The organism is Amycolatopsis sp. NPDC059657, assembly GCF_042734395.1.
GTDB lineage: Bacteria > Actinomycetota > Actinomycetes > Mycobacteriales > Pseudonocardiaceae > Amycolatopsis.
Genome location: NZ_JBHWEB010000002.1, coordinates 1 through 14,969 on the forward strand (window position 1 = coordinate 1; position 14,969 = coordinate 14,969).

At 67.1% G+C, this 14,969-nt stretch carries 13 protein-coding genes; 4 read left to right on the plus strand and 9 right to left on the minus strand.

Features of this window, described 5'->3' with window-relative positions; genetic code table 11:
• Positions 1-151: 151 nt before the first annotated feature.
• Both ACFV15_RS01245 and ACFV15_RS01250 read right to left on the minus strand, forming a co-directional pair.
• The gene (locus ACFV15_RS01245; RefSeq protein WP_378348115.1) at positions 152-487 is read right to left on the minus strand and encodes a hypothetical protein; all 336 of its coding nucleotides are present in this window, start codon (positions 485-487) and stop codon (positions 152-154) included.
• Between the two features lie 150 nt (positions 488-637).
• Positions 638-1,096 (minus strand): SRPBCC family protein, encoded by a 459-nt coding sequence (locus ACFV15_RS01250; protein WP_378348116.1) that lies wholly within the window; start codon positions 1,094-1,096, stop codon positions 638-640.
• 106 nt (positions 1,097-1,202) lie between these two features.
• On the opposite strand from ACFV15_RS01250, the gene ACFV15_RS01255 reads away from it, so the two are divergent.
• A complete protein-coding gene (locus tag ACFV15_RS01255; RefSeq protein ID WP_378348117.1) occupies positions 1,203-1,619 on the plus strand; it encodes a hypothetical protein in 417 nt (138 codons plus the stop codon).
• Between the two features lie 40 nt (positions 1,620-1,659).
• Here ACFV15_RS01255 and ACFV15_RS01260 read toward each other — a convergent pair whose 3' ends face one another.
• From ACFV15_RS01260 to ACFV15_RS01275, 4 genes are read right to left on the minus strand one after another with little or no spacing between them, the layout of a single operon-like run.
• Entirely contained in the window at positions 1,660-3,975 is a 2,316-nt protein-coding gene (locus ACFV15_RS01260) for an oxidoreductase (RefSeq protein WP_378348118.1), read from the minus strand.
• Between the two features lie 55 nt (positions 3,976-4,030).
• Positions 4,031-4,807 carry an amino acid ABC transporter ATP-binding protein gene (locus tag ACFV15_RS01265; RefSeq protein ID WP_378348119.1) on the minus strand — a complete coding sequence of 259 codons (777 nt, stop codon included), beginning with the start codon at positions 4,805-4,807 and terminating at the stop codon, positions 4,031-4,033.
• Complete coding sequence (locus tag ACFV15_RS01270) at positions 4,804-5,760, minus strand: amino acid ABC transporter permease (RefSeq protein WP_378348120.1); 957 nt, start codon at positions 5,758-5,760, stop codon at positions 4,804-4,806. Before ACFV15_RS01270 ends, ACFV15_RS01265 begins: the two co-directional genes overlap by 4 nt.
• 24 nt (positions 5,761-5,784) lie before the next feature.
• Positions 5,785-6,723 carry an ABC transporter substrate-binding protein gene (locus tag ACFV15_RS01275; protein WP_378348121.1) on the minus strand — a complete coding sequence of 313 codons (939 nt, stop codon included), beginning with the start codon at positions 6,721-6,723 and terminating at the stop codon, positions 5,785-5,787.
• 156 nt (positions 6,724-6,879) lie between these two features.
• Here ACFV15_RS01275 and ACFV15_RS01280 point away from each other — a divergent pair, with 156 nt between their 5' ends.
• Genes ACFV15_RS01280 through ACFV15_RS01290 form a run of 3 tightly spaced genes read left to right on the plus strand, consistent with a single transcriptional unit; the run spans position 6,880 to position 10,322 of the window.
• Positions 6,880-8,523 (plus strand): circularly permuted type 2 ATP-grasp protein, encoded by a 1,644-nt coding sequence (locus ACFV15_RS01280; RefSeq protein WP_378348122.1) that lies wholly within the window; start codon positions 6,880-6,882, stop codon positions 8,521-8,523.
• Positions 8,524-8,535: 12 nt separating this feature from the next.
• Positions 8,536-9,483: an alpha-E domain-containing protein gene (locus ACFV15_RS01285; RefSeq protein WP_378348123.1), complete on the plus strand. Its 948-nt coding sequence runs from the start codon at positions 8,536-8,538 to the stop codon at positions 9,481-9,483.
• Positions 9,480-10,322 carry a transglutaminase domain-containing protein gene (locus tag ACFV15_RS01290; protein WP_378348124.1) on the plus strand — a complete coding sequence of 281 codons (843 nt, stop codon included), beginning with the start codon at positions 9,480-9,482 and terminating at the stop codon, positions 10,320-10,322. Before ACFV15_RS01285 ends, ACFV15_RS01290 begins: the two co-directional genes overlap by 4 nt.
• Before the next feature lie 168 nt (positions 10,323-10,490).
• Here ACFV15_RS01290 and ACFV15_RS01295 read toward each other — a convergent pair whose 3' ends face one another.
• From ACFV15_RS01295 to ACFV15_RS01305, 3 genes are all read right to left on the minus strand, one after another.
• The gene (locus tag ACFV15_RS01295; RefSeq protein ID WP_378348125.1) at positions 10,491-12,686 is read right to left on the minus strand and encodes a penicillin acylase family protein; all 2,196 of its coding nucleotides are present in this window, start codon (positions 12,684-12,686) and stop codon (positions 10,491-10,493) included.
• A gap of 109 nt (positions 12,687-12,795) precedes the next feature.
• Complete coding sequence (locus ACFV15_RS01300) at positions 12,796-13,368, minus strand: ArsR/SmtB family transcription factor (protein WP_378348126.1); 573 nt, start codon at positions 13,366-13,368, stop codon at positions 12,796-12,798.
• Between the two features lie 58 nt (positions 13,369-13,426).
• Entirely contained in the window at positions 13,427-14,845 is a 1,419-nt protein-coding gene (locus ACFV15_RS01305) for a M20/M25/M40 family metallo-hydrolase (RefSeq protein ID WP_378348127.1), read from the minus strand.
• Positions 14,846-14,969: the final 124 nt, after the last annotated feature.

The window sequence follows — 14,969 nt, forward strand, 5'->3', positions numbered from 1 at the left end:
CGGATGCAACGCCGGCCACATTCCCCTGCCCGCACAACCACCACAAGATCAGCAACCACGAAAACGATCACCAGAAAACAACCGGTGGATCCAGGTTGAGCGTTGTGAAAGGGGCGTTCACGTCATCCAGGCCGGCTGAGCCAAGTTCGGGTCAGCCTTCGCCTCCCGGGTAGTGGGGCTCGGTGGCACCGGGCGGTGGGGGAAGCGGGGTCTCCTTGACCTGGCGCTCCTGGCGTTCCTTGGCCTCGCGGGTGATGCGCTCGGCTTCGGTCTCGGTGCGCTTGGCCGGCTTGGGCTTGGCCGTCGTGGTCTTGGTCGGCGACGGGGTCGGCTCGGGGGTGGGCGTCGGCTCGGGAGCCGAGGTCACCGGCGCGGCGGAACTCGACGGGGTGGGTGAGGGCTGCGGAGCGGGCGGGGGCTGCTCGGCGGAGCAGGCTGAGAGCGCCAAGGCGCAGGTCAGGATGGCAGTGGGCAGCAAGATACGCATGATGAAAGGTCTTTCCCCAGTTGATGTGTCAGACCTGTCATCGCTGGGTCGATCTTGTCCGTTACGGGGCTTCTGTGAGGTCTTAGGTGTACTCAGATGGACGGCACGCGTACCTGGACGGACGACACGCGTACCTGGGGAGTCGGGACGTCAGCGCTCGGCTTCGGCTTTGAGGCGGCCGAGGGTGGTCTCGATGTTGGCGTGGTTCTGCTCGTCGCGTCGCCAGACGCCGGTGGCGAGCGAGGTCAGGTAGCGCCACCAGGCCGGGCGATGGTCCCAGGTGCTTTCGGTGACCACGCAACCGTCGGCGACCGGCTCGATGTCGTACTGCCAGCGCGCGACCGGGAGGCCGAACGAGGTGACGTCGAAGGCGAAGCGCTCCACGGACGCGTCCGTGATCGTGCTGAGTGTGCTCCAGCGGCGGAAGCCCCGGCGGTTGCTGCCGCGAAAGCGGACGCCGACGGCGGGCTTCGACGCGCCGCCGAGCCAGCGGTGACCCGTGTACTCCTCGGCGAGCGAGGCGAGCGCCGCCGGGTCGCTGACCAGCTCGTAGACGCTTTCGGGGGCGGCCTTGATCTCGATCCGGCCGGTAGCACTCGGTTCTGGCATACCGACAGTATGCACTTTTCAAGTCTGCCTGAAATGGCTTTACGCCAACTATCACTCCTGCCACTGTCAATCTTGGCCAAGAGAAAACCAGGATCGGGGTTAAACGGTGAAACGATTTCTACTTTTGCTTTCCGCGGTGTGCATGCTGGCGCTGGGCGCCGGACAGGCGAACGCCGCCGAAAGTCACTGGACCGAGGTCAACATGATGGGCTGCGGTGGCGGCGGAGTGATTCCGTTCGGGTTCGCCCAGGAACTGAAGAGCTCGACCAGCGTGATCGGGTTCAACGGCGCGAACATCTATTACGACGTCACAAAGGTACAGGGTGACGCCATCGCGCTCGAGGTACTCTACTTCGACGGCGCGAACCGCGCACAGTGGTTCAAGTCCATCCCGCTGACGAACAACACCCCGCACATCGGCATCACGCGGCCGTGGGGCAACAACCTCGCCAACCCGAAGATCCGAGTGCAGACGATGGGCACCTTCACCGGCCAGGTGAACTTCAGCTGCGGCATCGTCTAGTCGAGACGTGAATGGGGCGCGGGGTTCTCTCGCGCCCCATTCAGTTGTTGCGTCTGAGCATCCGGCTGACACCGGCCGCGATCGTGGTCGCCAATATCCAGCCCATCGCCGTGATGCCCGCGGCGACCCATTTGTCGGCGCCGTGCATGTACCAGCGGGACTTGTTGCCGAAATCGACGATCGGCACGATCAGGTCGGCGGTGTACCAGACCGGGTTCCATTCGAGGCCCGTGTCATCACGGTTGATCGCACATCGCGGGCCGGAGACCGAATAGGTGTCCTTCGGCGCCTGGACGCAATTGTCCGTGCCGAGGCCGAACCACAGGCTGCCGATCGCGAGGATCGTCAGCAGCCAGCCGAGCGCGCGCACCGGGCGATAGCCATAGCCGACCATCGAGCGCTGCAGCCAGCTCCACAGCTTCACGCCAGGGCCGAAGATCTTGAAACCACTGGCCAGCGCCTCATAACGGAACTGCTGCTTCTTAAGCGAGACCGTCGAGGCGTGCTCTTCGTTTCCGCTCGCACGCAGTGTCGCGGACAGCTGGTCGTACGGGCCGGGGCGATAGCCGTCGAGTGCGTGGCGCAGCAGGTGGATGCGGCGGTCCAGCGCGGCGTCGTCGTCGACCTTCGGGGAGACCTTGAGCGCGTCGTAGCGGAAGTCGTCGAGCTCGATGCCACCGGTCGAGGCCCAGAAGTTCTCGTTGTCGCCCAAGGTGCCGCAATGCGCGCGGCGCAGCAGGAACCGGCCGGCGGGCGGGGTCGCCGGGGTGAGCACGAACTCGTCGGCGCGCACGTCGGAGGCGTCGACCGCGATGCCGTCGCGGCTGAGTGAGCCGATCTCGGCGCCGCGCAGGTCGACGCGCCTGGCGACCGCGCAGCCGTCCATGTTCACGCCACCCTCAGCGATGAACGGCCGGTCCTTGTTCTCGGTGAGCACCAAGTCACGGCCGACGCGCGCGGTGCGGACGTCGACCGAGTAACTCGTCGTCGGGCGGACACCAGGCTGCGTGACGCTGGTGCCGTAGAGGTTGATCGAGCCGCCGACCTCGGTGCCCTGCAGGCGCAGTGTGCCCTGGATGGTCGCGTCGGTCAGGTTGAAGTTGCCGGCGACCTTGGTGCGGCGCGCGGCGAACGCGTCACGCTCCGGGTGCAGGAACATCGAGTTCCAGGCCAGCACACTGCCGCCGACCGTGACATCGGAGAGCCGGACCTGGCCGACGGGCACCCGCAGGCTGGTCGCCTCGATGTCGCCGTTGATCTGGCTGCCGTCGAGGTGGATCGCGCGGTCGTAGTACGGCACGCGCTTGCCGCGCGCGACCTTGACCTCGGCGTTCGCCAGCCGCAGCGAGCCGCCGATGTGCGCGTTGACCATCCGGAGTGTGCCGAGCGCCTGCAGGCCGTCGCTGAGTTCGAGGTTGCCGTCGACACGCAGGCGGTCCGCGACGAGCGCAGGCCGGGGATCGAGGTACGGGTCGTTCGACTTCCACTGGTCGACCACGATCGGACCGTACTGGTTGACGCCGAGCTTGGCCTCGCGCAACACGATGTCACTGCCGACCCGCGCGCTCGGCAGGTACAGGATCCCGTTGCAGGAGAAGCGTTTGCGCTGCGCCGCGGGCCCGTAGTTGTCGACCTCGCAGAGCAGGCTCCCGCCGATCTGCACCCCGTTGGCGTTGAGCGCGAAGCCGTCGGGGTTGTTCAGCGAGGCGCCGGAGAAGTTGACGTTACCGCCGGTCTTCATGCCGGGTACGCGGACTTCGCCGTTCGCGACCATCCGATACGCGAGCAGCGCGCCGTTGATGGTGAGCCGGTCGGCCTGGATCGCCTTGCCGTGCTGATGGGAGATCTCGGTGCGGGTGAGCACCATCGAGCCCTCGATGACGGCGTCGGTGAAGTTGACCGCCGCGTTGGGCATGCCGCGCTCGCGGTCGTCGCCGCGCTGGACCGTGGTCTCCTCGATCTCACGGTCGTCGCGGTCGACCTCGACGCGGCTGCGGATCAGGCGCACGTCGTTGCGGCTGCGCAGGTTGCGCGCCTTGAGGCCGGGCAGCCAGCACTTGCGGAAGACCAGCCCGAGCAGCGTCGCCTCGCGGACGTCCGGCGGATGCTCGAAGCGGCAGCGTTCGAAGCGGAAGAGGTACTCGAGATCGGCGGCACGCAGGTCCAGGATGCCGGTGATGTAGGCGTCCTCGACCTGGACGATCGGGGCGTTGGTGGTCTGCTTGCGCCACCGGAGGATGCCGCCGTTGCCCGGCTCGACGAACGGCTTGAGCAGATCGGTCGCCCGCACCTCGTAGCGGCGGTCGGGTACGCCTGCGAAGGGGTCGAGCGGCGGCAACCCGTTGTCCGTCAGCACGTCGCCAGGCTATCCGGGAAAAGCGGGAGGGGTCCCGCTTTTCCCGAAGCCCGCGTCAGTTTTCGTTCGGGTTGAGCACACGGGCCAGGAAGGCCTTGGTGCGCTCGTGCTGCGGATTGCCGATGACCTGGGCCGCGGGCCCGGTTTCGACGGCGACCCCGCCGTCCATGAAGACCACCGTGTCGGCGACCTCCTTGGCGAACTGCATCTCGTGCGTGACCACGACCATGGTCATGCCGTCCTTGGCCAGCTGGCGCATGACCGCCAGCACGTCGCCGACGAGCTCCGGGTCCAATGCGGACGTCGGCTCGTCGAAGAGCATCAGCTTCGGCTCCATGGCCAGTGCCCGCGCGATGGCGACGCGCTGCTGCTGACCACCGGAAAGCTGGGCCGGGTAGTTCTTCGCCTTGTCGGCGAGGCCGACCCGGTCGAGCAGTTCCATCGCGCGCTGGCGTGCCCTGACCTTCGGCTCCTTGCGCACCTGGATGGGCGCCTCGGTGACGTTCTCCAGCGCCGTCATGTGCGGGAAGAGGTTGAAGCGCTGGAACACCATGCCGATGTCCTTGCGCTGCTCTGCGACCTCGTTCTCGCGCAGCTCGTGGAGCTTGTCGCCGCGCTGCTTGTAGCCGACGAGCACGCCGTCGACGTACAGGCGGCCGGCGTCGATCTTCTCCAAGTGGTTGATACAGCGGAGAAGCGTCGACTTGCCTGAGCCGGACGGCCCGACCAGGCAGAGCACCTCGCGCGCCTGGACCTCGAGGTCGATGCCTTTGAGGACTTCGAGCCTGCCGAAGCTCTTGCAGATCTTTTGTGCCGAAACGACCGGGGTCACGCGGCACCACCCTTGCCCGCGGAACCGAGCCGGAACCCGAGCATCCGCGTGGCCCATCGCTGTTTGTTGTCGACCATCCGCGAGGTCCCCTTCGCGTAGTGCCGCTCGATGAACACCTGGATCACCGTCAAGATCGAGGTCAGGAACAGGTACCAGATCGCGGCCGTGATCAGCAGTGGCACGGTCTGGAAGTTCTGCGCGTAGATGGTCTGTGCCGCCACCATCAGCTCGAAGTACCCGATGACCACGACCAGCGACGTGGTCTTGAGCATCGCGATGGTCTCGTTGCCGGTCGGCGGGATGATCACGCGCATGGCCTGCGGCAGGATGATCCGCCGCAAGGTCGTGGTGCGCTTCATCCCGAGCGCGCTCGCCGCTTCCAGCTGGCCGCCGTCGACCGACTGGATGCCGCCGCGGACGATCTCGGCCATGTACGCGGCCTCGTTCAGCCCGAGTCCGAGCAGCGACGCGGAGAACTGCGTCATCAGCTGGTTGGTGTCCCAGCTGACGAACTCGGGTCCGAACGGGATCCCCAGCCCGAGCCGCGGGTACGCGAACGCGAGGTAGTTCCACACCAGCAGCTGGGTGATCAGCGGCGTGCCGCGGAACAGCCAGATGTAGACCGCGGCCGCGCCGGAGGTCAGCGGGTTCGGCGACAGTCGCATCACAGCCAGCAGGACACCGCCGACGATGCCGATGATCATCGAGATCACCGTCAGCAGCAGGGTGTTCTGCAGACCGCGCAGAATCCGGTCGTTGAACAGGTACTCGCCGACGATCGGCCAGTTCAGGTTCGAGTTGGTGACCACGCTCCTGATGACGATGAACGCCACGAACGCGATGATCACCCCGGAGACCCACCGGCCGTAGTGCCGGACCGGGATGGCCTTGATGGGCTCGGCATCTGAAGGCGGCGGGTCGGAAACCCCCGCCGCCCCTGACGTGCTTACCACTGGAAATTCGTCCTTACGTCAGGCTCAGGAGGCCGGGTTGATCTCCGACTTGGTGATGGCGCCAGCCTGGGACAGGCCCCACTTGTCGAGGATCTTCTTGTAGGTGCCGTCGTCGATCAGCGCCTGGATCGCACCCTGGACCGCCTTGGCGTAGTCGCCGTTGGCCTTCTTGAGCACAACGCCGTACGGCGCGGTGTCATAAGGCGCGCCCAGTGCTTCGAGCTGACCGTTGGTCTGCTTGGCCGCGTAGTCGATGACCGGGGAGTCGGCCAGTTCACCCTGAACCTTCTTCGAGGTCAGCGCCAGGTTCACGTCGGTCTGGGCCTGCAGCTGGCTGGACTCGATCGCGGGCTTGCCTGCCTCGGTGCACTTCTTCGAGCGCGCTTCGATGTCGTCGACCTGGACGGTGCCCTTCTGCACGGCGATCTTCTTGCCGCAGAGGTCGTCGAGGTTGAGCTTGTCCGGGTTGCCCTTCAGCACGGCCAGCGAGGTGCCCGCCTTGTAGTACGAGACCATGTCGACCGTCTCGAGCCGCTTCGGGTTGATGCTGAACGAGGACAGCGCCAGTTCGTACTTGCCGGCGCCGATACCCGGGATGATGCCGTCGAAGGCCGAGTTCTCGAACGTGATGTCGAGGCCGAGCTTCTTCGCGATGGCGGTGCCGAAGTCGACGTCGAACCCGGTGACCACGCCCTTGTCGTCGACGAACTCGTTGGGCGGGTAGCTCTGGTCCTGGCCGACCAGGATCTTGCCGTCCTTCTTGATGTCGTCCGGGACCAGCGCGGCGAGCTTGTCGTCCTTGGTCACGGTGCCGGCGTCAGCCGCGGCACTGCTGCCAGCGGGTGCGCTGCTCTTGGGCGCATCGCCCGCTCCGGATCCGCCTGCGCCACACGCCACGCTCAAACCGACAAGTGCAAACGCCGGAAGCAGGGCGAACGCTTTCAGATGGGTTGGACGCGCCACAGTGTCACTCCTAGTAGTTCTCACCAGCCGAGAGCACGCATACTGCCACTCATCGGACGGACAGCACAGCACCTCGACGTTACGGGCCAGTTTCAGCCGGGACCTTTGGCAACTCAGGGTGTCGCGTCGACCCGGCCGGGTGAGGTAGAGATAACCATGAACAACACGACGCCTCGGCTGCCGCCAGGGGGACGCCGGGCCCGACCGGCGCGATCGCGGCGCAACGGTCATCCCGGCGCCCAGTTCGACGGCTACTTAGCGCCGGATCGGCCACATGCCGGCGCGTTCGACGAGATGTTCGCGCCGGACGGCACCGTGCGGACCCCGTACCGCTCGCTTTACGAGTCGATCTCCGGCCTCGACGCGAGCGATCTGTCCGCCCGCTCGACGGCGATCGACCGCGCGATGGTCGATCAGGGGATCACGTTCTCACTGAGCGGGCAGGAACGGCCGTTCCCGCTCGACCTGGTGCCACGGGTGATCACGACGGCCGAGTGGACGAAGATCGAACGGGGTGTCACTCAGCGGGTACGCGCGCTCGAGGCGTTCCTCGCCGACATCCACGGCGACCGGCAGATCCTGCGTGACGGCGTGCTGCCGCGGCGGCTGATCACGTCCTGTGAGCACTTCCACCGCGAGGCGTTCGGCATCAACCCGCCCAACGGCGTGCGCATCCACGTGTCCGGCGTCGACCTGGTGCGCGACGAGGAGGGCACGTTCCGGGTGCTGGAGGACAATCTCCGCAACCCGTCGGGCGTGTCGTACGTGATGGAGAACCGCCGCACGATGGCGCGGGTGTTCCCCGATCTGTTCGTGCAGCACCGGGTGCGCCCGGTCGGCGACTACGCGTCACACCTGCTGCGCGCGCTGCGTGCGGCGGCCGCGCCGAACGTCGCCGACCCGATGGTCGTCGTGCTGACGCCGGGTGTGGCCAACTCGGCCTACTTCGAGCACTCGCTGCTGGCGCGGCTGATGGGCGTCGAACTGGTCGAAGGCCGCGACATGTTCTGCCGTGACAACGTCGTCTACCTGCGGACCACCGAGGGCGAGCGGCCGGTCGACGTCATCTACCGGCGCATCGACGACGAGTTCCTCGACCCGGTCCATTTCCGGCCGGACTCGGTGCTCGGCGTCGCTGGCATCCTCAACGCGGCGCGGGCAGGCAACGTTGTCATCGCCAACGCGGTCGGCAACGGGGTCGGCGACGACAAGCTCGTCTACACCTATGTGCCCGAGATGGTGAAGTACTACCTCAACGAGAAGCCGCTGCTGCCCAATGTGGACACCTACCGGTGCTGGCTGCCCGATGAGTTCGACTACGTGATGGAGCATCTCGAAGAGCTGGTGATCAAGCCGGTCGAAGGCTCCGGCGGGTACGGGATCGTGTTCGGGCCTGACGCGTCGCCGAGCGAGCTGGCCACGATCCGGCGCAAGGTCAAGGCGTACCGGCGTGGCTGGATCGCGCAGCCGGTGGTGCAGCTGTCGACTGTGCCGTCCAAAGTGGACGACCGGCTGGCGCCGCGGCACGTCGACCTGCGCCCGTTCGCGGTCAACGACGGCAAGGAGATCTTCGTGCTGCCCGGCGGCCTGACCAGGGTCGCGCTGCCGGAGGGCAGCCTGGTCGTCAACTCGTCGCAGGGCGGTGGCTCGAAGGACACCTGGGTGCTCGCGGCGCGGACGTCGACAGCGGAACGTGAACTGGAACAGCCCGCGCTCGGCGCTTCGGCCGTCGACGGGCTGGCGGCCGAGCAAGGCCCCGAGTTGACCAGTTCCCAACAACAGCAGCAGCAACAGCAGTAAGGAGGCGGGTTTGTGCTAGCACGTAACGCGGAATCGCTGTACTGGATCGGACGGTATGTCGAACGAGCCGACGACACCTCCCGCATCCTCAACGTCTCGGTGCACCAGCTGCTCGAAGACGCGAGTGTCGACCCCGACCACGCCAGCCGCCAGCTACTCGCGGTACTCGGAATCCAGACCGACGGAACCGACTCGCTCGATGTGTGGAAGCTGACCGAACTCGTCGCGTACGCCAAGGACAACCCGGCGTCGATCGTGGGCTCGATCAACTCCGCGCGCGAGAACACGCGTGGCGCGCGCGAGGTGGTCTCGACCGAGCTGTGGGAATGCCTCAACGCCACCTGGAACGCGGTGCCCGACCGGCAGCGCTACGCCAGGCGTGCCGGTCCGCACTCGTTCCTGTCCTTTGTGGAGGAACGCGCCGCGATGTTCGCCGGGCTCGCCGACTCCACCATGAGCCGTGACGACGGCTGGCGGTTCATGGTCCTCGGCCGGTCCGTCGAACGCGCGGACATGGTCGTGCGGCTGCTGCTTTCGCGAGTGCAGGACCGCGCGTCCTCGCCAGGCTGGGTCACCGTGCTCCGGTCGGCAGGCGCGCAGGACACCTACCTGCGCACGTACCGGGGCGCGCTCGACGCGGGCCGGGTCGTGCAGTTCCTGTTGCGGGACACGCTTTTCCCGCGCTCGGTGTTCCACGCGCTGCGGCAGGCGGAGGAGTGCCTCGACGAGCTCGACTCCGGCACGCAGAGCCGCACGCACGAGAAGTCCGAGGCGCTGCGGCTGCTCGGCAGGGCACGCAGCGAGCTCGAGTTCCTCAAGCCGTCCGACCTGCTTGAGGACCTGCCGAAACGGCTCGCCTCACTGCAGACCACGATAAAAGACGTCGGCGAGGCCGTTTCGGTGCAGTACTTCCACTCCGCACCGTGGGTGGCCTGGAGCGGCGCGGAGGTTTCACTGTGAGCTGGCAGGTACGGGTGGTCCACAAAACGGGCTACCACTACGAGACCCCCGCGATGCAGTCGTACAACGAGGCGCGGCTCACCCCGCGCTCCGACCGGCGGCAGAACACGGTCGCCACCAGGATCGAGACGACGCCCGCGACCCGTGCGTACCGGTACACGGACTACTGGGGAACGGTCGTCACCTCCTTCGACCTGCACGCACCGCACACGCAGTTCACCGTGCTCGGCACCTCGGTCGTCGAGACGGCGGACGAGGCCGAGCCGATCCGCACGGCGACCTGGAAGGACCTGCGGTCGGAGAACGTCATCGACCACCGGACCGAGTACCTCACGCCGACCGACTACACGCCCCAGGACCGCGAACTCGCTTCTGTGGCAAGGGATCTGCGCAAGGGCAACGATCCGGCGGACGCCGTGCTCGCGGTGTCCAACTGGGTGCACTCCCAGCTGAAGTACCAGCCGGGCACAACGGGCGTGCACAGCACGGCGACCGACGCCTGGAAAGCGAAAGAGGGCGTCTGCCAGGACTACGCGCACGTCACGCTCGTGATGCTCCGGGCGATCGGGGTGCCCGCGAGGTACGTGTCCGGGTACCTGCACACGAAACCGGAGGCGAAGCTCGGCGAGACCGTGCAGGGCGAGAGCCATGCCTGGGTCGACGTGTGGACCGGCGGCTGGTGGGCGCACGACCCGACGAACGCGATCCCGGTGGGGCCGCGGCACGTCTGGGTCGCCTATGGGCGTGACTACGCGGATGTCGCGCCGCTGAAGGGAATTTTCACGGGCGGCGGCACGTCCAGCCTGGACGTTTCGGTGAGCCTGACGCGCTTGGCCTAGAACGGCTCGTGAGTGGTATGGCCGGTTAGAACCGGCCATACCACTCACGAGTCCTTGGCCTGGGTACGCTCCTCAGTGGAGGTTCGTACCGTGAAGACGCGCCGTGAGGCGTGGTGTTGCGACTTCCGCACTGCCTGGGTGCCGGGTGGCCGCCCGGCACCCAGGCGCTCAACGCAGGATCTTCAGCTCGATCGTGCAAGCCGCGATGTCACGCTCACTGAAGCGTTCCTTGACCCACTGCTTCTTCGAGTACAGCTCGGTTTGGTCGCTGTAGTGAGGAGACGTCGGGTCCGCCGACTGCGAGTACGCCAGCACGGTGGTCGCGTCCGGGCGGCCGGGACCGGTGAACGCCACCACGTGCAGGTAGGTCGCGCCATGCACCATCTCGGTGTAGCCGCGCTTCGGGTCCCAGGCGCCGCCGATCGAGTTGAAGACGCCGAGCCTGGCCGTGCCGCCGCTGATCGGGATGCGCTTGCCATTGCGGGTGACGTACTGGGTGTCGCCCCATTTCGCGTCCAGCGGGATGCCGCCCGCGGTCAGCTCGGCGGCCGCGTCGGCCAGTGCCTGCCTGACCTTGGGGTTCGCCGTGTCGAGTGTGTTCGGGGTGTTGATCGGGTCCTTGGGGTCGAATGGGACCTTCCAGATGTCGGCGCTGTCGGTCGCCCGGTCCCAGAATCGATCGAACAGCAGCACGCCACGGCTGTCGACGTCGTTGCGCTTGTCCCAGACGGCGAGTGCGTCGCAGGCTTTGCCGAGTGCGAGTTCACGGCACATCCGGACCGTGTCGTCGACGACCTGCTCGCCGATGTAGTCGCGGTTGGAGAACATGAGGTCGCGTATCGACTGGGCGGTGAACTTCGACTTGGCCAGCTGGTCGGCGATCTCGGTGAAGCCGTCGCGGGTGCGGGCCTTGCGCTCGGTCTCGACCGGGCCGACGATGCGGGCGAAGCCGGTGAGCGGCTGCGCCGGGTTCATGATCCAGTAGCTGTCGTTGGAGTTCTCGAAGTAGTCGTCACGCTTGAGCACCGGCAGGTTCGACGGGCCGAAAACGCCAGGCCGCAAGGCATCCCGATCGGTGCCCCACGCGCATTCCGAGCGGGAACCGTCGAGCACGGCGAGACCGTCACGCTGGAAGGTCGGCGAAGTGTTGCACCGCGCGGCTTTGGCGTCCGTGACGTTCGGGACCGAGTGGGTCTGCGTGTAGCCGAGCCCGCCGTGGTCGTCGGTGGCGAGGATGTTCATCCACGGCAAGCCCTGGGTCTCGCGGGTAGCGGCGATCATCGTGTCCGCCGTCTTCGCCTTGGCCAACGCGGCCAAGGTGTTGGTAAGCCTCAGGTTCTGCGCGTTGGCGTCGGCGAACGCGTACGCGACGCCGTTCTTCCACGACGTGACCGGGCCGTACCGCGACGACCACTGCGGCTTCGTGACCGGCTTGAGCGAGCCGTCCGCCTGACGCACCGAGACGGTCACGTCGTCGCGGCGCATCTGCTCGATCTTGCCGTCGACCAGGTACGAGGTCGGAGACGCGAGCTTGAGCTGGAACAGGGTGAACGTCCTGGTCGCGTCGGTCGCGGTGCCGCTCCACGCGGCGGTTTCATTATGGCCCATCCACAGGAATGGCTGGCCTGCCGTGCCCGCGCCGCTGACGTTGAACTTCCCTGGGATGGTCAGGTGTGCCTGCCACATCCGCAGTGACGTGGCCTGCCAGGGCAGATGCGGGTTGGCGAGCGAGACGCCGCGGCCGTTCGCGGTCGCCGCGCTCCCCAGTGCGATCGCGTTGCTGCCGATGGTGAACTCGGGGTCGACCGCCTTCGCCGCGGCGGCCGAACCCGGCTGTGCGCTGGTGATCGCGTCGACCTCGCCGCCTTGCCCGAACGCGACCGAGATCGCGTACTGGTGACGGTAGATGTCGATCTCGGTGAGCGGCCGCAGCCAGCCCGCGGTCTTGCAGGCCGGGTCGGTGATCCGGCCTTCGCCGAGCAGCTTGTTGACACCATTGGCATAACCGCGAACAGCGTCGCGGACATCGCGATCCACTTGGGACAGCAGGCTTTCGACGACCTTGCTGTCGTTGAGGTGCTGGAAGTAGAGGTCACTTGCGAGGTTGGTCGACGCCCTCGTCAGGCCGCCGATGGGCGCCGCGTCCGCGCCGTACCAGGCAGAACGCTGAGCACTCGTGCTCAACGCCGTCTCCTCGATGGCGCAGATGTTGTCGCGGGCCGCCGCGTAACCCTGGCCGTAGCCAAGGCTTTCGTAATCCTTCGCGACGATGTGCGGAATTCCGTATTCGGTGTAGCGAATGACCGTCGGCGCCGGGCTCGCGGTCGCCGGAACGGCACCCAAGAGTCCTAATGCGACAGTCAAGGCGAGACTTTTTCGGAGCAGCACAGTGCTCCCCCTTCTATGTGAGGTTCGTACCGTGAAGACGTGCTGCGGTTTCCCGCCAGGTGGCCGCCCGGCGAGAACCGTGGTGCTATTCCTCCCTGTCCGGCTTGGGAAAAGCGACCCAGCGGACGACGATGTCCCGCGCTTCCGGCGGGATCTCGTCATCGGGTCGCCAGAACTTCTTGAGCAGTTCGAGGTATTCCTCCCAGAACCGCACGAGTTCGTCGGGTGTCAGGCGGACCCCGCCCCGCGAAAAGAGAAAATGATCGGCCCATTCGCCCATGGACTCACGCTGGGCGTGGAAAGCGGCCATCTCGTCGAGGTCTTCGACGAACGCGCGCTGATACGTCTCCTCGAAAAGAGCACGCATCTCCGCGCTCTGCTTGCTGCGCGGCGCCCAGCGAAGATCCCGCGGTTTGCTGCGCCACCAGCGTTGCTTGCCCTTGGCGAGCTCTGGCACGTCTTCGATGAAGCCGAAGCGTTCCAGCTCGCGGAGGTGATAACTGGTCGCGCCGGTGTTCTCGCCGAGTGCTTTGGCGAGCGTGGTGGCGGTGGCCGGACCGGCCGCGAGCTCATCGAGGATGCGACGGCGCAACGGGTGCGTCATCGCCTTGAGCACACCGGGGTCGGTGATCTCTTCTGGTCGCGGAGGTCCGGTCACCAAGCCAAGCTAGCGCGTGCAGAGAAAACTGTGCAAAGGTTTCTCTGCAAGTTCAGGGTTATCCCTGAGCGTGCGCGTCGAGCAGGTACGCCACGGCTTCGGTGACCTGCTTGGCGAATTCGATGTTCAGCCACTCGTCGGGGACGTGGATGTTCGAGTCGGGCCCGCACGCACCGGTGACCAGGAACTGGGCGTCCGGGTAGAGGTCGCCCAGCAGGCCCATGAACGGGATCGAGCCGCCCATGCCCGCACTGCCGTGCGGCTGTCCGAAGACCTGGTCGCTCACCTGCTCCAGCGCCTTGGTCAGCCACGGTGCCTCGGCGGGCGCGTTCCAGCCGTTCTCGGCCTGGACGTCTTCGAGCGTGACCTGCGCGCCGTACGGCACGTCCTCGGTGAGGACCTTCTTGAGCACCTCCATGCCGGCCGCGGCGTCGGCCGTCGGCGGGAGGCGGAAGCTCAGGGTCAACGTCGTCGCGTCGCGCAGGACGTTGCCCGCGTCGGCTGGCTCCGGCATGCCGGAGGCGCCGATGATCGACAGCGTCGGCCGCCAGGTGTTGTTGAGGATCAGCTCCAGGTCGTCGTCGACGACCGGGCTCATGCCCTTGACCAGAGGGAAGATCGTCTTGATCCGGCCGGGCGCGATCGCGGCGAGGTTCTCGGCCTCGGCGAGCCGGTTCGCCGGGACCTCGACGCTCAGCTCGGCGAGCTTGATCTCGCCGGTCGCGGAGTCCTCGATGCGGTCGAGCAACTGGCGCAGGATCCGGAACGAGCTCGGCACGACACCGCTCGCCATGCCGGAGTGCTGCGCGGAATCGAGCACGCGCACGGTGACCGAAACGTGGAGCATGCCGCGCAGCGCGGTGGTCAGCCACAGCCGGTCGTAGTCGGTGCCGCCAGCGTCGAGGCAGACCACAAGCGACACCCGGCCGAGCCGCTCGCTCAGGTGCTCCATGTACGCGGGCAGGTCAGGGCTGCCGGACTCTTCGGCGGTCTCGAGCAGGATCACCGAACGCGCGTGCGAGCCGCCGCCGGCGTGCACGGCCTCCAAGGCCGTTGTCGCCGCGTAACCCGAGTAGCCGTCGTCGACCGCGCCGCGGCCGTAGAGCCTGCCGTCGCGGATCACCGGCTTCCACGGGTCCAGGCCCTCGGACCAGCCGCCGACCGGTGGCTGCTTGTCGAGGTGTCCATAAAGGAGCACGGTGCCCTTGTCCTCGGCGCCGGCGGTGGCGGGGACGTCGACGATCAGCACCGGCGTGCGGCCGTCGAGCTGGACGACCTCCAGCTGCGCGCCCGGCAGGTTCCGCGAGGCGATCCAGCCGCGGACGTGCTCGATGGCTGCCATCAACTTGCCGCTGGACGGCCACGCCGCGTCGAACGCCGGTGACAGCGCGGGGATCTCCACCAGCCCTGACAGGCTCGGCAGCACCTCGTCGGTCCAGTTGGTCACCACGGTCTCGCGCACGGTTTTCTGCTCCACGCCCGCCATACTGCCACGGTGACGGAGGTCACGAACCCTTCAGGAGTCGTGGGGGTTTGGCGCGGGGGGGACGGGCCGGGCCCCCCGACCGCGCCGGGGGGGGGGGGAATCAACGGGCGGCGCC